Raw genomic sequence first — 22,937 nt, forward strand, 5'->3', positions numbered from 1 at the left:
TTGGTGGAGCTAGACGGGATCGAACCGTCGACCTCTTGCATGCCATGCAAGCGCTCTCCCAGCTGAGCTATAGCCCCTCATCGCTGAGGACGGGGCGAATCTTAAGGGGCGATCGGAAGGCTGTCAATTTTTTTTCCGTTTTTTGAAAAAAAATTTGCCGGGATAACAATCACTTACCGCCCCGCCCGGAAAACCCGGGGTTTTGCGGCCCTCTGCGCCTGCGGCGAGTCGCACAAAACACTCGCCGCAAGCCTCAAAGAACCACCAGAAGCCGCCATCAACCCGCCTGGCGCTTGAGTTTCAAGCGTAGTCGAAAAGCTCCCCGCCCCTGTCGGCTGCCCTTCGGCAAAAACGCCTCAGGCGATGGCGCCGAGGAGTTTTTCCCATTCCTTGTTTTCTTTCTTCGACACACCACCCAGCAGATCGATGGCCTGGCGCAGACGGAAACGGGTCAGGTCCGGACCGAGGATCTCCATGGCATCGAGCACCGACACCGAACTGGCCTGGCCAGTAATGGCGGCAAACATCAGCGGCATGGCATCGCGCAGTTTCAGCTCCAGAGACTCAACCACCGCCTGGATGGTCGCGGTGATGCTGTCTTTCTCCCACTGACGCAGGCTTTCGAGCTTCCACAGGATCAATTGCATCAGCTGACGCACCTGATCGCCGGACAGCTTCTTGGACTCGAACAGCTTGGCATCCGGGTTCACGCCACCGGCGAAGAAGAAGCCGGCCAGCGGTGCGATCTGGCTGAAGGTCTCGACCCGGCCCTGTACGTGCGGTGCGATCTTCATCATGTAATCGGGGTTCAGCGCCCAGGTCTGCACCCGGCTGGCGAACTCCTGCACCGGCAGGTCACGCAGCCACTGGCCGTTGAGCCAGGACAGCTTCTCGATATCGAAGATCGGCCCCCCCAGGGACACCCGCGACAGGTCGAAATTGTCGACCATTTCCTGCAGCGAGAACTTCTCGCGCTCGTCCGGCATCGACCAGCCCATGCGGCCCAGGTAGTTGAGCATGGCTTCCGGCATGAAGCCCATGCGCTCGTAGAAGGTTACCGAGGTCGGGTTCTTGCGCTTGGACAGCTTGCTCTTGTCCGGGTTGCGCAGCAGCGGCATGTAGCACAGCTGCGGCTGCTCCCAGCCGAAGTACTCGTAGAGCAGGATCAGCTTGGGCGCCGACGGCAGCCATTCTTCGCCGCGCAGCACGTGGGTGATGCCCATCAGGTGGTCGTCGACCACGTTGGCCAGGAAGTAGGTCGGCAGGCCATCGGTCTTCATCAGCACTTGCATGTCCATGCGATCCCACGGGATCTCGACATCGCCGCGCAGCATGTCCGGCACCACGCAGACGCCTTCGGTAGGCACTTTCATGCGGATCACGTGAGGCTCGCCGGCCGCCAGGCGCCGGGCCACTTCTTCCTTGGACAGCAGCAGGGCCCGGCCGTCATAGCGCGGGGTTTCGCCACGGGCCATCTGTTCGGCACGCATCTGGTCCAGCTCTTCGGCGGTGCAGAAGCACGGGAAGGCGTGGCCCAGGTCCACCAGTTGCTGAGCGTACTTCTGGTAGATGTCGCCACGCTCGCTCTGGCGATACGGGCCGTGAGGGCCGCCAACGTCCGGGCCTTCGCTCCAGTTGATGCCCAACCAGCGCAAGGCGTCGAAAATCTGCTGCTCGGACTCCCGGGTCGAACGCAACTGATCGGTGTCTTCGATACGCAGGATGAACTCACCGCCATGCTGCTTGGCAAAGCAATAGTTGAACAAAGCGATGTAGGCGGTACCTACGTGGGGATCCCCGGTAGGCGATGGCGCGATGCGCGTGCGGACGGTGGTCATGGCATGTCTCGAAAGGAAAGAAAAACGAGGAATAAAACAGGGGGCGAATGGTAACAGGCGACGGCAGCCCCGCTCCAGTGAGGAGGGCATTTAAGCCAAGGTTGCGACTCCAGGCCGCTGCCAGCCTGTTGAAGGGCCAATAATCAGCCCATGGCATTTACCGCCCAGTGGCTATATGCCAGATTCGCCCGCTGATAGATCTCCTTACACTTTTATTGAATACAGCCAGCCCATGCCAGCCCAACTCAAGCGTCGCCTGTTTGTCTTTCTGTCCCTGGTCCTGTTGATTGCCCTGGGTTTTCTTGCCCACTGGTGGTTCCACGGGCGCTTTTACGAGACCACGGACAACGCCTACGTGCAGGGCGAGATCACCCGGGTCTCCAGCCAACTGAGCGCGCGAATCGAAGAAGTGCTGGTGCAGGACAACCAGCATGTGGAACAGGGCCAGTTGCTGGTACGCCTGGAAGGGCAGGACTTCCAACTGGCGGTGGACCGCGCCCAGGCCGCCCTGGATACCCGCGAGGCCGAACGCCTGCAGGCCCAGAGCAAGCTGACCCAGCAAGCCAGCCTGATTGCCGCGGGCCAGGCCCAGGTGGCGTCGAGCCAGGCCAGCCTGGGTCGCTCGCAGATCGACCTGTCTCGGGCCCAGACCCTGCGCAAGCCCGGTTACGTCTCCGAGGAGCGAGTCACTACCCTTTCCGCCGACAACCATATCGCCCGCTCCCAGGTAGCCAAGGCCGAAGCCGACCTGCAGGGCCAGCGCCAGCAAGTCAATGCCCTGAACGCCGAGATCAAGCGCCTCGATGCACAGATCGCCAACGCCCGGGCCGACCTGGCGCAAGCACGACTGAACCTGACCCGTAGCGAGATCCACGCCCCCATCAGCGGCCTCATCGGCCAGCGCGCCGCACGCAATGGCCAGGTGGTGCAGGCCGGCGCCTATCTGCTGTCGATCGTTCCGGACCAGGACATCTGGATCCAGGCCAACTTCAAGGAAACCCAGATTGGCCACATGCAGCCAGGGCAAAAGGCCGAGCTGACCTTCGACGCCTACGGCGATACACCGATCCAGGCCCGGGTCGACAGCCTGTTCGCCGCCTCCGGCGCGCAATTCAGCCTGCTGCCGCCGGACAATGCCACCGGCAACTTCACCAAGGTGGTACAGCGCATTCCGGTCAAACTGACCTTCGCTGCCGACAATCCCCTGCGGGGCAAGATCCGCCCCGGCATGTCGGTAACCGTGAAGGTCAACGTCAAAGACCCCGTCGATGGCCGGTGATCAACTGCTGCGTCCGGTGGGCGAACCCACCCGGCGCGACTGGATCGCGGTGATGAGTGCCATGCTCGGCGCCTTCATGGCGGTGCTCGACATCCAGATCACCAACTCCTCGCTCAAGGACATCCAGGGCGCGCTGTCCGCTACCTTGGAGGAAGGCTCGTGGATCTCCACTTCCTACCTGGTGGCGGAGATCATCATGATCCCCCTCACCGCCTGGCTGGTGCAGCTGCTCTCGGCCCGGCGCCTGGCGGTCTGGGTCTCGGTGGGCTTTCTTATTGCCTCCCTGCTCTGCTCCATGGCCTGGAGCCTGGAAAGCATGATCGTGTTCCGCGCCTTGCAGGGCTTTACCGGTGGCGCCCTGATCCCCCTGGCGTTCACCCTGACCCTGATCAAGCTCCCCGAGCATCACCGGGCCAAGGGCATGGCCATGTTCGCCATGACCGCCACTTTCGCCCCCTCCATCGGCCCGACCCTGGGCGGCTGGCTCACGGAAAACTGGGGTTGGGAGTACATCTTCTATATCAACGTGCCGCCGGGCCTGCTGATGATCGCGGGCCTGCTGTATGGCCTGGAAAAGAAGGAAGCTCACTGGGAACTGCTGAAAAGCACCGACTACGCCGGCATTCTCACCCTCGGCCTGGGCCTGGGTTGCCTGCAGGTATTTCTTGAGGAAGGCCACCGCAAGGACTGGCTGGAGTCGAGCCTGATCGTCACCCTGGGCAGCATCGCCCTGATCAGCCTGGTCACCTTCGTCATCGTCCAGGTCTCCAGGCCCAACCCGCTGATCAACCTGGGCATCCTGCGCAATCGCAACTTCGGCCTGTCGAGTATCTCCAGCCTGGGCATGGGCGTTGGCCTGTACGGTTCGATCTACCTGCTGCCGCTGTACCTGGCGCAGATCCAGAACTACAACGCGCTGCAGATCGGCGAAGTGATCATGTGGATGGGGGTGCCGCAGTTGTTCCTGATTCCCCTGGTGCCCAAGCTGATGCAGTTCATTTCACCGAAATGGCTGTGCACCCTGGGCTTTGGCCTGTTCGGCCTGGCGAGTTTTTCGTCGGGGGTGCTCAACCCGGACTTTGCCGGGCCGCAGTTCAACCAGATCCAGATCATTCGCGCCCTGGGCCAGCCGCTGATCATGGTCACCATCTCGCTGATCGCCACGGCTTATATACAGCCCCAGGACGCGGGATCGGCCTCCAGCCTGTTCAACATCCTGCGCAACCTCGGTGGCGCCATCGGCATTGCCCTGCTGGCGACCTTGCTGGATGCCCGGACCAAGACCTATTTCGACTACCTGCGCGAAGCCGTTGTGCCCAGCAATCCCCAGGTGGCGGAACGCCTGGCAACCCTCACCGAGAAGTTCGGCAGCGAGACCGCAGCCCTGGGCAAGCTCAGCGAAATCACCCACCAGCAGGCACAGATCATGGCCTACAACGACGCCTTCCATTTCGTCGGCATTGCCCTGGGCATCAGCATGCTGGCGATCCTGCTGACCAAGGCCCTGCCCAAGGGCCTCAAGGCCGGCGAAGCCCACTGACCCACGAATTGCCTGTAAGAGCTGGCTTGCCAGCGAATAGACTCCCAACCCTTGCACAGGATTTGAGGGCCTCTTCGCCGGCAAGCCGGTTCCTACGAGGGATCGAGCGCCGTTAGACGGTGAGCAAGCGCTCGCGCAGCTTGGTGATTTCGTCGCGCATCTGCGCCGCGGCTTCGAACTCCAGGTCGCGGGCCAGTTGGTACATCTTCTCTTCGAGCTGGCGAATGCGCTTGGTGATCTCGCTGGGCGAGCGCAGTTCGTTTTCGTAGCGGGCGTTTTCCTCCGCGGCCTTGGCCATGCCCTTGCGCTTCTTGCTGCGCGAACCGGGCACGGTGGCGCCTTCCATGATGTCGGCAACGTCCTTGACCACACCCTTGGGGGTGATGCCATTGGCCAGGTTGAAGGCGATCTGCTTGTCGCGACGGCGTTCGGTCTCGCCAATCGCCCGCTCCATGGAGCCGGTGATGCGGTCGGCATAGAGAATCGCCCGGCCATTGAGGTTACGCGCGGCCCGGCCGATGGTCTGGATCAGCGAACGCTCGGAACGCAGGAAGCCTTCCTTGTCGGCATCGAGAATCGCCACCAGGGACACTTCCGGCATGTCCAGGCCCTCACGCAGCAGGTTGATCCCCACCAGCACATCGAAAGTGCCCAGGCGCAGGTCGCGGATGATCTCCACCCGCTCCACGGTGTCGATGTCCGAGTGCAGGTAGCGCACACGCACGCCATGGTCGGCCAGGTAATCGGTAAGGTCCTCGGCCATGCGCTTGGTCAGGGTGGTCACCAGTACCCGCTCTTCCACGGCCACACGCTTGGTGATTTCCGACAGCAGGTCGTCCACCTGGGTCAGGGCCGGGCGCACTTCCACTTGCGGGTCCACCAGCCCGGTGGGGCGCACCACCTGCTCCACCACGCGGCCGGCGTGCTCGGCCTCATAGTTGCCCGGAGTGGCGGAAACGAAGATGGTCTGCGGGCTCACCCCTTCCCACTCGTCAAAACGCATTGGCCGGTTATCCAGAGCCGATGGCAGGCGGAAGCCGTACTCAACCAGGGTTTCCTTGCGCGAGCGGTCGCCCTTATACATGGCGCCGACCTGGGGCACGCTGACGTGGGATTCGTCGATCACCAACAAGGCATCCGCCGGCAGGTAGTCGTACAAGGTAGGTGGCGCCGCGCCAGCCGGACGCCCCGAGAGGTAGCGCGAGTAGTTCTCGATGCCGTTGCAGTAGCCCAGTTCGAGGATCATCTCCAGGTCGAAACGGGTGCGCTGCTCCAGGCGCTGGGCTTCCACCAGCTTGTTGTTGGAGCGCAGGTATTCCAGGCGCTCCTGCAACTCCACCTTGATCCCTTCGATGGCGTCCAGCAGGGTTTCCCGCGGGGTCACGTAGTGGCTCTTGGGGTAGAAGGTGAAGCGCGGCAGTTTGCGGATCACTTCACCGGTCAAGGGGTCGAAGGCGCTGATGCTTTCCACTTCGTCATCGAACAGCTCGATGCGGATCGCTTCCAGGTCCGACTCCGCCGGATAGATGTCGATCACATCGCCACGCACGCGGAAGGTGGCGCGGGCGAAATCCATGTCGTTGCGGGTGTACTGCAAGTCCGCCAGGCGGCGCAGCAGGGCGCGCTGATCGAGTTTGTCCCCGCGGTCCACGTGCAGGACCATCTTCAGGTAGGTTTCCGGGCTGCCCAGGCCATAGATGCACGACACCGTGGTGACGATGATGGCGTCCTTGCGCTCCAGCAGCGCCTTGGTCGCGGACAGGCGCATCTGCTCGATATGGTCGTTGATCGAGGCGTCCTTCTCGATAAAGGTGTCGGAGGACGGCACATAGGCTTCGGGCTGGTAGTAGTCGTAGTAGGAAACGAAGTACTCCACCGCGTTGTTCGGGAAGAAGGCCTTGAACTCACCATACAGCTGCGCCGCCAGGGTCTTGTTCGGCGCCAGCACCAGGGTCGGGCGCTGCACCTGGGCGATCACGTTGGCGATGCTGAAGGTCTTGCCCGAACCGGTCACACCGAGCAGGGTCTGGTGGGCCAGCCCGGCCTCGATGCCTTCGACCATCAGGCGGATGGCTTCCGGCTGGTCGCCGGCGGGCTGGAAGCGGGTGACTAGCTGGAATTCAGACATAACGTACCTCTGGGATCATTCGTGCGCGGCAATACCGTACAGGAACAGGAAAGACCGCGTACGACCCATGTCGCCGAGGAAAAAAACCGGAATATCCTTGATGTGGAGCCGATTACCACAGCTTTCAAGGCAAAGGTCCTACACCCGCTGACACCCTGGTTATTGCAATAAGACTAACGGTCGAAAAATAAAGCGAAAAACTTGGCGCAAAAGGTCAATAGCCTGTCGCCCCACGCGATGATGGCCTCTATACTAGCTCCCCGTTTGTGCACCGCTCTAGTGCATTCGGCTGGAGCGCGACACGTCCCTCCACACTCCATTCAGAGCCGCCGTAAAAATGAGCCTGTTCTCCGCTGTCGAAATGGCACCACGCGATCCTATCCTGGGCCTCAACGAAGCATTCAACACCGATACCCGCACCGATAAGGTCAACCTTGGGGTGGGCGTGTACTGCAACGAGGAGGGACGCATTCCGCTCCTGCGCGCCGTTGTCGAAGCCGAGACGATTCGCGCCGCCCAACATGCTTCCCGTGGCTACCTGCCGATCGACGGCATTGCCGCCTACGACCAGGCGGTACAGAAGCTGCTGTTCGGCAACGACTCGCCACTGCTGGCCGCTGGCCGCGTGGTCACCACCCAGGCCGTTGGCGGCACTGGCGCCCTGAAGATCGGTGCCGACTTCCTCAAGCAGTTGCTGCCCAACGCCGTGGTCGCCATCAGCGACCCGAGCTGGGAAAACCACCGCGCCCTGTTTGAGACCGCCGGCTTCCCGGTGCAGAACTACCGCTACTACGACGCGGCCACCCACGACGTGAACCGTGCTGGCCTGCTGGAAGACCTGAACGCCCTGCCGGCCCAGTCGATCGTGGTGCTGCACGCCTGCTGCCACAACCCGACCGGTGTCGACCTGAGCCCACAGGACTGGAAAGACGTCCTGGAGGTGGTCAAGGCGAAAAACCTCGTGCCCTTCCTCGACATGGCCTACCAGGGCTTTGGCGACGGCATCGACGAAGACGCCGCGGCGGTGCGCCTGTTCGCCGAGTCGGGCCTGACCTTCTTCGTTTCCAGCTCGTTCTCCAAGTCGTTCTCGCTGTACGGCGAGCGCGTTGGCGCCCTGTCCATCGTCAGCGGCTCCAAGGAAGAAAGCGCCCGCGTGCTGTCCCAGGTCAAGCGCGTGATCCGCACCAACTACTCCAACCCGCCGACCCACGGTGCAACCATCGTCGCCGCCGTGCTGAACAGCCCGGAACTGCGCGCCCAGTGGGAGCAGGAACTGGCGCAAATGCGCCTGCGGATTCGCGGCATGCGCACCCAGATGGTCGACTTGCTGGCCAAAGGCGCCCCTGAGCACGACTTCAGCTTCGTCGGTCGCCAGCGCGGCATGTTCTCCTACTCTGGCCTGACCGTTGAGCAAGTGACCCGCCTGCGCAACGAATTCGGCATCTACGCCCTGGACACCGGCCGCATCTGCGTCGCCGCGCTGAACCAGAACAACATCCATGTCGTGACCCAGGCCATCCTGCAAGTGATCTGATTCACGACAGCGCCAACGAAAAGGGGAAGCCGGCAGGCTTCCCCTTTTTCGTTGGCGATACGTCATTGCCCTGCCCGCCCCCACAGCCTCTAGACTGTGAGCCTATGCCCCCCTTGCTGAGCGAGATCCCGATGAAAAACGATGACCTGCGGGCCGACCGCGACGAACTGGAGCATTACCTGCCCCGCTCGCAGAAACGCGAAAAGAGCCTGGTGCTGCAAATTGCCCTGGGCGTATTCCTTGGCGGACTGGCCCTGTGGCTGGTGCAACTGGCCGCAACCTCGCTGATGGCCAAGCTGATGCTCGGCACCCTGACCTTCGGCGGCTGAACCGCCCTACCCCTGCAATTGAGCCAGGCGCTGGCTGGCGGCATCGTCGAACGCCACGTACAGCGCCTCGGCCACCTGGCTCTTGATGGCCTTGGCACTCTCCAGCCCCAGGACAAAACCTTCGGCCTTGCCGCCGGCACGGTTCAAATCCATCGCCGATCCGGCCTGGGTAATGGCGTCCAGCAACTTGCCGGCCTGGGGGCCGACCCCTTTGGGCAGGCTGATCTGCTCGATGCTCATGACAGCACCTCGCAGCGCAGCGCGAAACAGACAGAAGGATGCTGGGATAAATCGAAGCGGATCATAAAGGCGTACCTATGCGGCTGAAGGCCGGCAGCGCGTGAAACCACTTCCGGGGCGCCATGGTAGCCCCTATCGGATGCGCCAGAGACGTGCAGACCGATAAATCCCGCAAAGTCCTGCCAGCCTTTCATTCAGATCCTCGTCGCGCTGAAAAAATATTTCTCGACTTGTTGACTTCCCTTTCTGAATCAGTAAGATACGGCGCATTCCGCGATAGCTCAGTTGGTAGAGCAAGTGACTGTTAATCACTGGGTCCCTGGTTCGAGTCCAGGTCGTGGAGCCATCTTCCTACACTGATTTGCCTTGATCCTCATGAGAGCGCCCTGCTCCTGCGGCAAATCAGCTCAAGCAGTATCCCCCTTGCAAATGATTGATCCGCCTGTCATCCCGACATGCGGATAGACGCTTCATGCACGCCTGGAATCCTCCTTCGCCAACCCGGTTGCATTGCCGCAAAGGCCTGACGTAGGCTGTGCGCCTCTTTATCCAAGCAGTCAGACCCCGCGATGTTCCTGCCCGCACAGTCACCGTGCCCTTCCCCCTCGATGAGCCCTTCGGCAACCCTGGCTGTTGCCCAACTTGACTGTGCGATCAACCGTCGACGCCGTAGCGTATTGTTTGCCTTCACCTTCTCCCCGCACCCGGGCCCACGCTGATCGCGATTGAACCCGGCGCCACCCCGCTAGCCCCTCTGCTTCCACCAGGGCATCTGCCCGGCAATCGCCCGCACGTCGGCCTGCGATGTCCTGCAGCGCCCGCAATAACTGTCTTTTTTGGCGCCTGATGCTTCAGGCGCAGGTCTTGATCATGAACAAAGCCTTGTTAGCCGCCCTGATCCTGGGCATCTCCATTGTCGGCCTGAGCATCGGCTCCACGGTGCCGATCCTTGCCCTGCGCCTGTATCAGGCCGGCGCCTCGAACAACCAGATCGGCATCATGTCGGCGCTGCCCGCCGCAGGCATGATGCTCTCGGCCTTCCTGGTCAATGCCCTGAGCCAACGCCTGACCCGGCGCCAGATCTACCTGCTGTGTTTCAGCCTGTGCGCCTTGAGCGTGGCCGCCCTGGAACTGCCCGGGGCCAGCCTCTACAGCCTGGGCCTGGCGCGGGTCGCCATGGGCCTGGGGGCGGGGCTGATCATCATTCTCGGGGAAACCTGGGTCAATGAAATGGCCGAAGACGCCACCCGCGGACGCCTGGTAGCGGTCTACACCACCTGCTTCACCTTCTTCCAGCTCCTGGGCCCGGGCCTGGTTTCGCTATTGGGCACCGAGGGGCCCGCCGTGCTGGGCATCGTCAGCGTCGGTTATGCGGTGGCGATCGCCGTGGTCTGGCTGATCCTGCCCCTGGAAGACCAGCAGCCGCTGCATGCCGAAAGTCGCACCTTTTCGGTACTGGGCTTTATCCGCATCGCGCCGGCGCTGTGCGTGGGCATCCTGTTCTTCGCGTTTTTCGACAGCGTGGTGCTGTCGCTGTTTCCGGTGTACGCCGCCACCCATGGCTACAGCATCAAGCTCGCGGCCTTGATGGTGACCATCATTCTGTTGGGCGACACCGCGTTCCAGTTCCCCCTCGGCTGGCTTTCGGACAAGCTCGGGCGCCCCGGGATCTACCTGAGCTGCGGCATCATTGCCCTGCTAATCGGCCTTGCCCTGCCACTGCTGATGCAAACGACCACCCTGCTCTGGCCGAGCCTGGTCATCCTCGGCGCCGTGGCCGGCGGCATCTATACCCTGGCTATCGTGCTGATCGGCCAGTCCTTCAGCGGCGCCGACCTGGTGACTGCCAACGCCAGCGCCGGGCTGCTCTGGGGCATCGGCAGCCTGCTGGGCCCCTTGCTCAGCGGCGCGGCCATGAGCGGCGGCAGCTATGGGCTGCCCCTGACCCTGGCGGCGGCCGCCGCAGTGGTGGTGGTCTTCGCCCTGTCCCTGGTACGCCAGGGGCAACTCAGCAAGGCTGCCAACTGAAATACCGCGGATGCGGCCCGTGATCATTCACAGGCCGCATCTTTGTCATTACCATCGCGCGATCCGCACTCCCACCTCATGGATCCCTTCGCGATGGACCGACTCCTGCGCCTCCTGCCCCTGTACGGCCTGCTTTCCCTGTTGCCCCTGCCAGCCCTGGCCGAAGCCCCGGTGGACTGCGCCACCCTCAGCGACAACGTCTCCCTGGAAGCCGGCGAATATCGCCCGCCCCTCGAAGCCAAGGTGATAGGCCAGGGGCGGCTGCACTTTCACAGCGGGCCGAATGCCACCTGCCTGAACAAGAAGCTCTACGTGATTCCCGGTGATGGCCTGACGGTGTACGCCTCCAGTGGAGACGGCTGGGCCCAGGTCATGTACATCGCCAAGGACGGCGAGGACTACACCGGCTGGGTCGAGGAAAAACGCCTGTTGCTGGGCAAGCACTATGGCGCAAGCGGCGCCGAGCTTCCCGATGAGGTGGCTGCATTCATCCAGCGCCACGAAGCCTGCGAGCACTTTGCCGGCGAGGAGGCCTACGACGAGGAACGCCGGGTCTTCCTGGAGAAAGCCGTGAATGAGGTCTGCACAGGCCATGATCAGCAGCTCGCCAGCTTGCGCCAGCAGTACCAGGACAACCCCGACGCCCTACAGGCCCTGAAGCCGCTGGACAACCTGGAATAACCGACTGCAAAAAAAACGGCGCCCTGAGGGCGCCGGTTTTTTTCATGGCCGCGGTACTCGACTTCAGTGAGTGGCCTCGACACTGCCGCGCGCATGGCTCGGCTGCGAACCATCGCCGGCCTGGTTCGGTGAGTGGCCCGGCTCCTCTCCTACCAGAGGCACTTCATTGCCCTCGGCATCGTGCAGCTTGCCGCCGCTGAAGTAGTCACCCTCACGCAGTACGGCAACGTCCTGGAAGCGCAGGCTGCGCTCGGTGCCGGCGACGAACACCGACTGCTGGTCGGAGTTGCCCGCGGTGAAGTGGTTGAACGCCAGGTTCAAGAGGATCGCCATGATCGCCGAGGAGCTGATGCCCGAGTGGAAGATGGTTGCGAACCAGCTGGGGAAATGATCATAGAAGCTCGGCGCGGCAATCGGGATCATGCCGAAGCCGATGGAGGTGGCAACGATGATCAGGTTCATGTTGTTGCGGTAGTCGACCCGGGACAGGGTCCGGATGCCACTGGCCGCCACGGTGCCGAACAGCACGATACCGGCGCCGCCCAGCACCGAAGTCGGCACCGCGGCAATCACCCGCCCCATGAACGGCAGCAGGCCGAGGATCACCAGGAACAGCCCGCCGGTGGCCACCACGAAGCGGCTCTTGATGCCGGTGACCGCCACCAGCCCGACGTTCTGGGCGAAGGCGCTCTGAGTGAAGGAACCGAAGATCGGCGCAATCATGCTCGACAGCATGTCGGCGCGCAGGCCGTTGCCCAGGCGCTTGGAGTCGACCTTGGTGTGGATGATTTCACCCACGGCGAGGATGTCCGCCGAGGTTTCCACCAGCGTCACCATGACCACGATGCACATCGACAGGATCGCCGCGACATGAAAGGTCGGCATGCCGAAGTGGAATGGCGTGGGCAGGCCGAACATCGGCCCTTGGGTGACCCCGGAGAAGTCCGCCATGCCCAGGAACAGCGCGATCACCGTACCGATGATCATGGCCAGGAGAATCGACAGACGGGAAATCGCCGCGCTGCCGATCTTGCTCAACAGCAGCACCAGCACCAGGGTCACCGCCGCCAGGCCGATGTTCGACATGCTGCCGAAGTCCGGGGCCCGGCTGTTGCCACCCATGGCCCAGCGCGCCGCCACCGGCATCAGCGTCAGGCCGATGGTGGTGATGACGATGCCAGTGACCAGCGGTGGAAAGAATTTGGTGATCCGCGAGAACACCGGTGTGATCAGCAGGCCGATCAGCGAGGCGACGATCACCGCACCGAGAATCGACTGGAAGCCGCCCTCGCCGCCGCTGGTAACAATCGCCACCATGGTCGACACGCCCGCGAAGGACACCCCTTGCACCAACGGCAGCTTGCAGCCGAAAAACGGCACGCCAAGGGTCTGCAACAAGGTTGCCAGCCCTCCTGCGAACAGCGAAGCGGCGATCAGCAAGCCGATCTCCGAAGGCGACAGGCCAGCCGCCTGGCCGACGATCAGTGGCACGGCAACGATGCCGCCATACATGGTCAGCACGTGTTGCAGGCCATAAGCCATGTTGGCGCCAACACCCAAATTTTCGTCTTCGGGCCGCTGTTGTGAAACCTGGGGGGTATTCATGGTGTGGGGTTCCCTGTTTTTGTTATGGGCACACTGTATGCAACATCCAAGACAACTGTCCATAGTATTGTATACAGTTTTCCATTCTGAATTTCCCCACCCATCAACCCGGGCCATTGCGCGCAAGGCACTCGGATATTGACTCCGTGCCAGCCTGTAAAGGCGGCCCAGAGCCCTCGTTGAAACCAACCCAGGGCCGATCCGCCGCTCTTCAACCGAAGGTTTGAGGGCTGCTCTACTGGTTGAAAAAACAGGATAAAAAAGCCGATCCCGTTGCCGGATCGGCTTATCTGCTGCTCGTAGGGTGCGATCCGTTGGCCGGAACCCGGATCTTGTACACATTGAGTGCAACACGGCCCTACCGTTGGCCGGGCCGGCGACGGCAAACGCGGCAACTGCACCTGGACGGCCGTGTCGACAACCGACCGGAACCGCGGACACCGCCTCGCTGTTGGGGAAGTCGTGAAATCAGGCCTCTAGCAACTGCTCGAGAACCCGCGGCAGTTCGGGGTGGGCCGGCAGGCGCAGGGCAAACTCGTCCTGCAACAGGCTCATCAGTTCCCCTGCATCGGTGATCTGCCGCCGCTCGCTGGGCTGCCCCATCCGATGCAGGGCGTAGCTGCCATTGTTCAAGGTGCGGCGTATTCCCGGCCCCATCAGCGCCACCTTCAATTGGCCGAGGAAAGGAGAGTCCGGGTGGGTCGAGACGTACCAGTTACCCATCTCGTAATCCACATCGCCCTGCAGTTGCAGGTCAAAAACGTACATCGCCCGCCATTCATCCATGACCTTGGCGCGCAAGGTGTAGCTGCCTTCGCGCAGGGTGATGCGATACGGCTCGTGGGGCGTTGCCTGTTCTTGCTCGGTATCCAGCAGCAAGGGCGCGGTGGGCACCATGCCGCCAAAGCCGACATCGACGATGTAGCGCTGGCCCTCCAGGTGCACCAGCGCCAGACGGTGGCTGCGAGCGGTCAGCGCATCTTCCGGCGCCCCCATCACCACCCGCCCGGTGATGCCCCGGGCATCGAAACCCAGGTGCTGCAACAGCACCAGGAAGGCCTGGTTGAGTTCATAGCAGTAGCCGCCGCGCCCCTCGTGGAGAATCTTGCGCTCCACCGAGGCCAGGTCGATGGGTACCGGAACCCGCAACAGAGTCGAAAGGCTTTCGAAGGCAAAACGACAGACATGGCGCCATTGCAGCTCCCGCAGGTTTTCCAGGGTCGGCGCTGGCGCCTGTGGGTAGCCCAGTTGCTGCAGGTACAGGTCGAAGTTCATCAGGTGCGGCTGGCTCATGCACAAATCCTTGAAATGAGGGTCGCCCAGGGTCGCGACAGGCCCCGGCAGGTCGGCGTTATGTATAAGCCAGAAGCGGCAGGCCCGGACAATCAATTCGGCTGATATTTTTTATCGCATTGGCCCCGGATTGGCTCTTGCCAAGCGTCGAGGGCGACTCTGTAATAAGCGCCCCGTCGCTCCCGCTGGAGAACTCTGCGCCATGCACTCACTGGAAGGCCCGCGAATCATCCTGCGCCCGTTGCAACGCAGTGATGCCGACGCCCTGGTCAACGCCGCCCGGGACGGTGAGCTGTGGAACCTGCCTTTCACCGTAGTGCCCTCCCCCGACACCGTCGAACGCTACCTTGACGTGGCGCTCGAGGGCCGTGATGCCGGTAGCGTACTGCCGTTCGCTACCGTGCTCAGGAGCACGGGCGAAGTCATCGGCTGCACGCGTTTCTGGAAGATCGACCGGCACAACCGCAAGTTGGAGATCGGCAGCACCTGGATCGCCAGCCGCTGGCAGCGCAGCTTCGTCAACAGCGAGGCCAAGTACCTGATGCTGTGCCATGCCTTTGACGACATGAACTGCGTGCGGGTGCAGTTCACGACCGACGAGATCAATCACACATCCCGCGCGGCGATCCTGCGCCTCGGCGCCCGACAGGAAGGCATAGTGCGGCACGAGCGCATCATGCCCGACGGACGCAAGCGCAATTCCGTGCGCTTCAGCATCATCGACGACGAGTGGCCCGCCGTGCGCCAGCGTCTGCAACAACGCCTCAGCCAAGCCTGAGGCCTCACCCTTACAAGCCCCCACAAGGATGTAGCCATGCCCGTCGATTTCACCCTACGCCCAGCCCAGCGCGAGGACGCGCTGTGCATCAGTGGCCTGGCCACCCAGGTCTTTCTCGACACCTATGCCACCGATGGCATGCGCAGCGACCTGGCCGAGGAAGCCCTGAGCGTCTACGCCCCGGAACAGTTCCGCCAGCGCCTTGAGGATCCCCACAGAAGCCTGTTGCTGGCCGAGCGTAACGGGCACCTGCTGGGCTTCGCGGAAATCGCCGGCAACACCCGGCCGCCGCTTGCCGGCCTGGCCGATGGGATGGAGTTGGTGCGCCTGTACGTGCAGCGCCATGCCCATCGGCAAGGCGTTGGCCAGGCGCTGCTGCAACAGGTGGAAGAACGGCTGCAAGCCAGCGACAGGCCCTGCCTGTGGCTCGCCGTCTGGGCACAGAACCACAGGGCGCAGGCCTTCTATCAGGCCCAGGGCTACGTCTGCGCCGGTAGCACCGCCTACGAGTTTGGCGGCAATGCCTACGCCAACCAGGTGTTCTGCAAGCGCTGGTAGCCGTCAGCGATCGGAGCGCTGCAACGGCTCCCCCACATGGTCCGCCGCCAGCGCCATGGCCCGATTGCGGCCCGTGGCCTTGGCTTGATACAGGGCCGCATCGGCCCTTTCGATAAACATCTCGATGCTGTCGCGGCCCGTCGGCACGAAGGCGTAGCAGCCCAGGCTGACCGTCACGCAGCCCACCGGTGAGCCGGAATGGGCGATGTTGCGCTGCATGACACTGCGGCGAATCTGCTCGGCCATGGCCAGCGCGCCATGAATGTCGGTGTCGGGCAGCAACACTGCAAACTCTTCGCCACCATAGCGCACAGCCAGGTCAGCCTTGCGCTGGCAGCAGCCCTTGAGCGCCTGGGCCACCTCGGTCAGGCAGTGATCGCCCGCCACATGCCCGTAGGTATCGTTGTAGCGCTTGAAATAGTCGATATCGACCATGACCAGGCTCAACGGGCTGCGTTGCCGCGCACCACGACCAAACTCCACGGTCAGGGCGCGCTCGAACAAGCGGCGGTTGGCCAGGCCGGTGAGGCTGTCATGGGTGGCGATCACCTCCAGGGCCTCCTGGGCCTCGCGCAGATCTGCCTCGATCCGCTCGTTGTTGCGCACCTGCTGCACGAAGACCCAGCCGAACAGGCCGACCCCCAGCAGCACCAGGGCGACGATGGCCGTGGACTGGTAGGCCGAGGCATACCAGCCCTTGAGCACCGAGTCCTTGGAGTTGGCCGCGGCCACCACCAGGGGATAGGCCTGCAACTGCCGATAGCCGTACAGGCGCGTCACCCCATCAACAATCGAGGTGATCATGGCGTTGCCGGTGGTGGCCTCGGGCAAGTACTTGCTGAAGATCTCGCCGCGGGCCAGGGAAGCACCGATCTGCCGCTCTTCGAACGGCCGCCGCGCAATCAGCGTACCGTCGGACAGGGCAAGGAACATGGCGCCCTGCTCGTCGATGTTGAAACTGGTGAAGAACTGATCGAAATACGCCAGCTTGATGCCCGCCATCAGCACCCCCTGGAAATTCCCCTGGCTATCGTTGAGCCGCCGCGAGATGGGAATGATCCATTCGCCATTGGCCCGGCTGCGGATGGCCGGGCTGATGTGAGCCAGCAACGAAGCATTCTGCTGATGGAAACGAAAGTAGTCGCGGTCTGCCACATCGTTGCCATGGGGCGAATCACCAAAGGAACTGACCACCCACTGACCGTCCCGGTCATAGAGAAATACCCCGCTGAGCTGGGTCAGGGCCTGCACCCGCCGGGCGAATATGCCCTGCAAGCGGGGCTGCTGTTCAGGGCCATCGCCCAGGGCCTGGATCCATTCGGACAGGCTCATCAGCACCAGGTCGGCTTCCATGAACGTGTCTTCGGCCTGCTGGGCGATGGCCCGGGTCAGGTTGGTGGAATTGACTTCCGCCTGCATCAGGTCGTGACGCCAGGACTGTTCCAGTTGCAGGTACAACAGCCCGCACAGGCACAGAAACACGGTTGCGATGAAGGCCACCGCGGCCTTGAGCAGCGGCAAGCGCTTCAGGGTTCCACCAGGGGGATGATGAGGATCGTAGATGGGAACAGGCAAAAGGGTCGTCCTGACGGGAGTGGCCTGGGCTACAGGGCGGGTCCCTGGTTGTTTTCGAGACTGGCTGAACGGCCAGCGCCCTGCACAGTATAGGTTTTCTGGCCGCTGACCCGGGCCGGGAGATCAGGCAGCAACCTTGAACGATCCGGCTCCACCCTGGGGTTATCGGCCACCACGAGCAATGCTTAAAGCGCCGATCGACGGCTCGAGCAATATTCGACAAACACCTCGGACAGCGCCGCCAGCACAGTCTGGTCCGCTTCGGGCGCGGTGAACAGACGGTACTGCGCATCCGGCAACGGTGGCAAACCGTATTCCTCCCCCAGGGCACACAGCCCTGCCCCCAACTGGCTGGCCGCCATGGGTGCTATGGCGAACCCGGACAGCACGGCGGCGCGCAGGGCCCAATTGCTGCTGCAAAGCATAACCGTGCGCTGGGCAATGCCGGCCTGGGCCAGCCGGCCCAGGGCCGCGGCCCGATAGGGGCAAGGCTCGGGAAACAGCGCCAGGGGCAAGGGGTCGGGCAAGAGCCCGGCAGGTTGCACCAGCCCGGCCCAGACCAGCGGTTCGGACCAGAGCAGGCGGCCAGGCTCGGCAGTTTCGCACAGCGAGCCCACCACCAATTGCAAATTGCCCTGGGCCAGCAGATCCAGCAGCGTACCGGGAATGCCAACCTGCACATCGAGCCGGATACCTGGGTAGCGCCCGGCAAAATCCTGCAGCGCACGCAGCAGCCGGGGGTCGGCAAAATCCTCGGACAGGCCCACCCCCACGCGCCCGTGGAACGGCACCCGGGTCAGTTCGGTCCAGGCGTCGCGGTTCAACGCCAGGATCGCCCGGGCATAGGCCATCAACCGCTCGCCATCGGCGGTCATCTGCTGCGAGCGGGTGGTGCGCTGGAGCAGCGGCTTGCCGACCTGCTGTTCCAGGCGCCGCAGGTGGCCGCTGACCGCGGACTGGGTCAGGTGCAGCTTGAGGGCCGCACGGCTGAACCCTTGTTCATCGACAACAGCAACAAAGGTGCGCAATAGCAGGGCATCGAACATATTTCAGAATGAAATCAATAAGGCTTGAATCGACAATTTATATTTAAAAACAAGCTATGTTGCAATGACGGTCATCCCAACTCCAAGAGATTCGTCCATGACCCGGCTCCTGCACATTCAATGCTCGCCCCGCCTGCGCCGCTCCGCCTCCCTGGAAATCGCCCACGGCTTCATCCAGAGCTACAGACAGCAACGGCCGGACACCGAGGTCACCACCCTGGACCTGTGGAGCCTCGATTTGCCGGAACTCGATCAGACGGCCATGGACGCCAAATATGCACAACTGGCCGGCCAGCCCCTGGGCAATGCCGAACAGCGGGCCTGGGCGCGGCTCCAGGCGCTGGCAGAGCCGCTGCACCAGGCCGACCTGCTGGTGCTTTCCATCCCCCTGTGGAATTTCAGCATTCCCTACAAGCTCAAGCACTTCATCGATCTGGTTTCCCACCAGGGCATCCTCTTCAGCTTCGACCCCGAGAACGGCCTGCAAGGCCTGCTGCGCAACAAGACGGCGGTGGCGGCCTACGCCCGGGGCCTGGACTTTTCTTCCCGCTCCAGCACACCAGCACCGGCATTCGATTTCCAGAAGCCCTATATAGAGGCCTGGCTGAATTTCATCGGGATTGCCAACCAGCACTCGCTGATCGTGGAAAAGACCATCCTCGGCCCGGACATCGACCAGGCCTCGCGACAGGCGGCCGCCGAGCAGGCACAGGCCCTGGCGCAGCAACTGGCGGCCCGCCAGTACTGAACCATACCCGGGCCGGCGCCGCGCAGGAGCCTGCCCGCCTGGCCCACCCTGCTCTTTACCGCCGAGCCCAGGCATCCGCAGTGAGCATTACCCTCGCGGGTGTCTTGCCACTTATCCGGCTGCGCCCGCCGCTCATCAAAAAAAGCTGTAACGACACCTTCACTTCCTGCATTTCGGGTCTATAAACAATTCACAAAATCCTTCGCTTCGAATCACCACCCGTTCACCCATGCCCTTGTCGAGCATGGGGTGGTGCTGGAAGCTGGCCCCAAGGAGCGGGAGTTGACCGGAAGTACCACGCTGCACCGTTTCACCTTCAGGCCCTGGCGTCATCGCGAGCTGCTGCGGGCACTGATCGAACGCGAAGTGATAGGCCGCTACCGCGGCTCGATCGCCGGCCTGTTCTGGTCCTTTCTCAACCCCTTGCTCATGTTGCTGGTGTACACCTTCGTGTTCAGCGTGGTGTTCAAGGTGCGTTGGGGAACCGACAACGACTCGAACACCCAGTTCGCCCTGCTGGTGTTCACCGGGATGATGGTCTTCAACCTGTTCTCCGAATGCCTCACCCGAGCCCCCGGGCTGATCCTGAGCCACGTCAACTATGTGAAGAAGGTGGTGTTCCCCCTGGACATGCTGCCCTGCGTGATGCTCGGGGCGGTGCTGTTCCACACGCTGGTGAGCTTTGCCGTCTGGCTGCTGTTCCACCTCCTGGCCTTCGGCCTGCCGCCGCCCACCGCTCTGCTGTTTCCCCTGGTGCTGCTGCCCCTGGTGCTGTTCACCCTCGGGCTGTCCTGGGTCCTCGCCTCCCTGGGGGTCTACCTGCGGGATGTTGGCCAGGTCATCGGTGTACTGATGTCGGCCCTGCTGCTGATGTCGGCGGTGTTCTATCCGCTGAGCGCCCTGCCTGAGGCCTACCGGCACTGGCTCTACCTGAACCCCTTGACCCTGGTGGTCGAGTCCTCCCGCGACGTGCTGATCTGGGGCGTGGTGCCCGATCTCGGCCTGTGGCTGATAGAGCTGAGCGTCGCGCTAGGCGTGGCCTTCCTGGGATGGGCGTGGTTCGAAAAAACCCGCCCGGGGTTCGCCGATGTGCTCTGAACTGGCGATCAAGGCCCAGGGCCTGGGCAAATGCTACCCGATCTACGACCAGCCCCGCGACCGCCTGCTGCAACTGCTGCTGCCCCGCGGCAAGCAGCGCTATCGCGAATTCTGGGCCTTGAAGGACGTTGCGCTGGAAGTGCGCAAGGGCGAAACCCTGGGCATCATCGGCCGCAACGGCAGCGGCAAGTCGACCCTGCTGCAACTGATCTGCCGCACCAGCACCGCCTCCACGGGCAGCGTGACCAGCCATGGGCGGATCGCCGCCCTGCTGGAGCTGGGCTCGGGGTTCAATCCAGAGTTCAGCGGCCGCGAGAACGTCTACCTCAACGGTGCGGTATTGGGCCTCAAACGCGCGGAGATCGAGGCGCGTTTCGACGAAATCACCGCCTTCGCCAACATCGGCGAATTCATCGACCAGCCCACCAGGACCTATTCCAGCGGCATGCTGGTGCGCCTGGCCTTTGCCGTTTCGGTGTGCGTGGAGCCGGATATCCTGATCGTCGACGAAGCCCTGGCCGTCGGCGATGCCTCCTTCCAGTTCAAGTGCCTGGAACGCCTGGAACGCCTGACCCGACAAGGCATGACCCTGCTGTTCGTGTCCCATGACATGAGCATGGTCAAGCGCTTCTGCAACCGCGCCCTCTACCTGCGCGACGGCGAAATCCGCGCCAGCGGTGCACCGGAGGCGATGGCCGAGCTGTACCTGCTGGACATGCGCGACGAACAGCGCCGCTGGGCCAGCGCGGGCGCCGTCCAGGTCAGCGCCAAGACACCGCTCAACCCGGAGCACGGCATGGCCTTCGGCACCCCTGAAGGGCGGATCACCTCAGCCGTGTTCAGCAATACCGGGGCGCTGTACTCAAGCTTTGCCCACGGCGACATGATCGAAATCGCCATCGATGCCCAGGTCAGCGACGCCATTGCCCGCCCCAACATCAGCCTGACCATCCAGGAAGCCCGGCTGCTGGTGGTCAGCGGGGTGAACGTCGCCCTGCAATGCGGCGAGTCCCGGCAAGGCTGGCGCAGCGCCTCGGTGTACCTGCGATTCGCCGCCAACCTGGCGGCCGGGCGCTACCACATCACGCTCAAGCTGATGAATGGCGAAACGGAAGAAACCTCCCACCTGATTGAAAAGCAGGTGGCCCTCCTGGCGTTCGACACCTTGCCGGGCAACAAGCACTTCCTGGGAATCGTCGACTTGCATATCGAACCTGTCACCCGCCCATCGCAGCAGCCCCTGGCAGTCGAGGAGCGTTCATGAGCGACAAGCAATGGCAAGTCGCGATCTTCGGTACCTTCGATGTAGCCAACTACGGCGACCTGCTGTTCCCCCTCATTGCCGAAGCAGCATTGCAGGCGCGCCTGGGCAAGGTGCGCCTGCACGCGTTCTCCTATCACTCGCGCAGCACGCCGCAATGGCCCTACCCCGTCACCTCGGTCAGTGAACTGCCCCAGCTCATCGATAGCCTGGACGCAGTGCTGATCGGCGGCGGCTTCATCATTCGCTTCGACAAGGTCATCGCTGCCGACTACTACCCGCCCGACCCGCAGATCCATCACCCCACCGGGTACTGGCTGTCGCCTGCGCTGATGGCCCTGCAACACAATGTGCCGCTGATCTGGAACGCCCCCGGCATGCACTGCAACCCGATTCCATCCTGGGCGGCCCCGCTGGTCAGGCTGACCCTGGAGCAAAGCCCCCACGTCCGGGTGCGCGATGCCCTGTCTGCAAACACCCTGTCCGCGCTGAGCGAGCAGGCCCAGGTCGAGGTATTGCCGGATACCGCCTTTGGCCTGCCCAGCCTGATCGACCGGCAGCAACCCTCGGCGGCCTATCGCCAACTCTGTGCCCAGGCCGGCCTGACCGGGCCCTATCTGGTGGTGCATGCGATTGCCGGCCTGGAGAGCTTTCTCCAGCTATGGAAAACCCACAACGCGCTGTTCAGCCAGTGGCAGCTGCTGCTGTTGCCCATCGGCCCGGTGCTCGGGGACCATGAGTCGATTCTCGGGGCCGACCTGCCACGGGCCGTGCGCCTGCCGGCCTGGCCAGAGCCACTGCTACTGGCGGAGATCCTGGCCCAGGCCCAGGGCGTCATCGGCCACAGCTATCACCTGGCGATCACCGCCCTGGCCTTCGGCGTACCGGCCTTCTGTTCGGCCAACCTGAACCAGGGCAAGTACACCGCCTTGCGCGCATACCGCGGGATCCGCCCCCTGCCCGCCGAACAGCCCATCGATCCCCAGTGGTTCCAGCAACACCTGAGCGAAACGGGGCCCTGCCCCGAGGTGATCGCCGCGCAAGAACAAGTGCAGCGCCATTGGGACCGGGTAGCCGAACTGATCGCCCAGGGCCCGCGCCCCACCAGCCAGGCGCTGAACCGCTTCTGGCAAGCCCTGCCCGGCCTGCTGGAGGCCCCCCTCCCGGACTGTCGCGAGGCGATCCTGAGCAAACAGGCCGAACTGGATGCGCTGAAAATCCAGGTACAGCAGTTGACGCTACTACGCCGCCACCAAACGGAACTCACCAGTCGGGTCGATGCCGAGCTGGGTCGAATCCATCGCTCCAACTCCTATCGCCTCACCGCGCCGTTACGCTCCCTGCGGCGCCGCCTGCAACATTTATTGGGAAGATGAAT

General features: G+C 63.1%; 19 protein-coding genes and 2 tRNA genes. 13 read left to right on the forward strand and 8 right to left on the reverse strand.

Going from position 1 to position 22,937, the window contains the following annotated elements:
* Window position 1: 1 nt before the first annotated feature.
* Both ACUXVH_RS19175 and gltX read right to left on the reverse strand, forming a co-directional pair.
* Window positions 2–77: transfer RNA gene (locus ACUXVH_RS19175), tRNA-Ala, on the reverse strand.
* A gap of 279 nt (window positions 78–356) precedes the next feature.
* Window positions 357–1,838 carry a glutamate--tRNA ligase gene (gltX, locus tag ACUXVH_RS19180; RefSeq protein WP_011060367.1) on the reverse strand — a complete coding sequence of 494 codons (1,482 nt, stop codon included), beginning with the start codon at window positions 1,836–1,838 and terminating at the stop codon, window positions 357–359.
* A gap of 232 nt (window positions 1,839–2,070) precedes the next feature.
* Here gltX and ACUXVH_RS19185 point away from each other — a divergent pair, with 232 nt between their 5' ends.
* Both ACUXVH_RS19185 and ACUXVH_RS19190 read left to right on the forward strand, forming a co-directional pair.
* A complete protein-coding gene (locus ACUXVH_RS19185; protein ID WP_041752090.1) occupies window positions 2,071–3,117 on the forward strand; it encodes an HlyD family secretion protein in 1,047 nt (348 codons plus the stop codon).
* A 49-nt stretch (window positions 3,118–3,166) separates the two neighbouring features.
* Window positions 3,167–4,657 (forward strand): MDR family MFS transporter, encoded by a 1,491-nt coding sequence (locus ACUXVH_RS19190; RefSeq protein ID WP_169893377.1) that lies wholly within the window; start codon window positions 3,167–3,169, stop codon window positions 4,655–4,657.
* Between the two features lie 112 nt (window positions 4,658–4,769).
* Here the strand turns inward: ACUXVH_RS19190 and uvrB are convergent, their stop codons facing one another.
* A complete protein-coding gene (gene uvrB / locus ACUXVH_RS19195; RefSeq protein ID WP_011060364.1) occupies window positions 4,770–6,785 on the reverse strand; it encodes an excinuclease ABC subunit UvrB in 2,016 nt (671 codons plus the stop codon).
* 337 nt (window positions 6,786–7,122) lie between these two features.
* On the opposite strand from uvrB, the gene ACUXVH_RS19200 reads away from it, so the two are divergent.
* Window positions 7,123–8,319 carry an amino acid aminotransferase gene (locus tag ACUXVH_RS19200; protein ID WP_015634888.1) on the forward strand — a complete coding sequence of 399 codons (1,197 nt, stop codon included), beginning with the start codon at window positions 7,123–7,125 and terminating at the stop codon, window positions 8,317–8,319.
* A 131-nt stretch (window positions 8,320–8,450) separates the two neighbouring features.
* On the forward strand, window positions 8,451–8,648 hold the full coding sequence (locus ACUXVH_RS19205; protein ID WP_011060362.1) for a hypothetical protein: 198 nt from the start codon (window positions 8,451–8,453) through the stop codon (window positions 8,646–8,648).
* Window positions 8,649–8,654: 6 nt separating this feature from the next.
* On the opposite strand, the gene ACUXVH_RS19210 is transcribed toward ACUXVH_RS19205, so the two are convergent.
* Window positions 8,655–8,888, reverse strand: coding sequence for a hypothetical protein (locus ACUXVH_RS19210; protein ID WP_011060361.1), 234 nt, complete (start codon window positions 8,886–8,888; stop codon window positions 8,655–8,657).
* A 270-nt stretch (window positions 8,889–9,158) separates the two neighbouring features.
* Here ACUXVH_RS19210 and ACUXVH_RS19215 point away from each other — a divergent pair.
* The 3 genes from ACUXVH_RS19215 (at window position 9,159) to ACUXVH_RS19225 (ending at window position 11,597) form a co-directional block, all read left to right on the forward strand.
* A tRNA-Asn gene (locus ACUXVH_RS19215) sits at window positions 9,159–9,234 on the forward strand.
* A gap of 524 nt (window positions 9,235–9,758) precedes the next feature.
* A complete protein-coding gene (locus tag ACUXVH_RS19220; RefSeq protein WP_065364696.1) occupies window positions 9,759–10,916 on the forward strand; it encodes an MFS transporter in 1,158 nt (385 codons plus the stop codon).
* A gap of 93 nt (window positions 10,917–11,009) precedes the next feature.
* A complete protein-coding gene (locus ACUXVH_RS19225) occupies window positions 11,010–11,597 on the forward strand; it encodes an SH3 domain-containing protein (protein WP_041752088.1) in 588 nt (195 codons plus the stop codon).
* 63 nt (window positions 11,598–11,660) lie between these two features.
* On the opposite strand, the gene ACUXVH_RS19230 is transcribed toward ACUXVH_RS19225, so the two are convergent.
* A complete protein-coding gene (locus tag ACUXVH_RS19230) occupies window positions 11,661–13,202 on the reverse strand; it encodes a nucleobase:cation symporter-2 family protein (protein ID WP_011060358.1) in 1,542 nt (513 codons plus the stop codon).
* A gap of 468 nt (window positions 13,203–13,670) precedes the next feature.
* Window positions 13,671–14,495, reverse strand: coding sequence for an arylamine N-acetyltransferase family protein (locus ACUXVH_RS19235; RefSeq protein ID WP_065363479.1), 825 nt, complete (start codon window positions 14,493–14,495; stop codon window positions 13,671–13,673).
* Between the two features lie 202 nt (window positions 14,496–14,697).
* On the opposite strand from ACUXVH_RS19235, the gene ACUXVH_RS19240 reads away from it, so the two are divergent.
* On the forward strand, window positions 14,698–15,273 hold the full coding sequence (locus tag ACUXVH_RS19240; protein ID WP_011060356.1) for a GNAT family N-acetyltransferase: 576 nt from the start codon (window positions 14,698–14,700) through the stop codon (window positions 15,271–15,273).
* A 36-nt stretch (window positions 15,274–15,309) separates the two neighbouring features.
* Window positions 15,310–15,831, forward strand: coding sequence for a GNAT family N-acetyltransferase (locus ACUXVH_RS19245; protein WP_011060355.1), 522 nt, complete (start codon window positions 15,310–15,312; stop codon window positions 15,829–15,831).
* Window positions 15,832–15,834: 3 nt separating this feature from the next.
* Here ACUXVH_RS19245 and ACUXVH_RS19250 read toward each other — a convergent pair whose 3' ends face one another.
* Complete coding sequence (locus tag ACUXVH_RS19250; RefSeq protein WP_011060354.1) at window positions 15,835–17,406, reverse strand: sensor domain-containing diguanylate cyclase; 1,572 nt, start codon at window positions 17,404–17,406, stop codon at window positions 15,835–15,837.
* Window positions 17,407–17,591: 185 nt separating this feature from the next.
* On the reverse strand, window positions 17,592–18,452 hold the full coding sequence (locus ACUXVH_RS19255) for a LysR family transcriptional regulator (protein WP_065363478.1): 861 nt from the start codon (window positions 18,450–18,452) through the stop codon (window positions 17,592–17,594).
* 97 nt (window positions 18,453–18,549) lie between these two features.
* Here ACUXVH_RS19255 and ACUXVH_RS19260 point away from each other — a divergent pair, with 97 nt between their 5' ends.
* From ACUXVH_RS19260 to ACUXVH_RS19275, 4 genes are all read left to right on the forward strand, one after another.
* Window positions 18,550–19,200 (forward strand): FMN-dependent NADH-azoreductase, encoded by a 651-nt coding sequence (locus tag ACUXVH_RS19260; protein WP_053157329.1) that lies wholly within the window; start codon window positions 18,550–18,552, stop codon window positions 19,198–19,200.
* A gap of 282 nt (window positions 19,201–19,482) precedes the next feature.
* Window positions 19,483–20,298 carry an ABC transporter permease gene (locus ACUXVH_RS19265; RefSeq protein ID WP_065363477.1) on the forward strand — a complete coding sequence of 272 codons (816 nt, stop codon included), beginning with the start codon at window positions 19,483–19,485 and terminating at the stop codon, window positions 20,296–20,298.
* Window positions 20,288–21,562: an ABC transporter ATP-binding protein gene (locus ACUXVH_RS19270; RefSeq protein ID WP_065363476.1), complete on the forward strand. Its 1,275-nt coding sequence runs from the start codon at window positions 20,288–20,290 to the stop codon at window positions 21,560–21,562. Before ACUXVH_RS19265 ends, ACUXVH_RS19270 begins: the two co-directional genes overlap by 11 nt.
* Entirely contained in the window at window positions 21,559–22,935 is a 1,377-nt protein-coding gene (locus ACUXVH_RS19275) for a polysaccharide pyruvyl transferase family protein (protein WP_065363475.1), read from the forward strand. The genes ACUXVH_RS19270 and ACUXVH_RS19275 overlap by 4 nt, the downstream gene beginning before the upstream one ends.
* Window positions 22,936–22,937: the final 2 nt, after the last annotated feature.

This window comes from Pseudomonas sp. 8(2025), assembly GCF_052665325.1.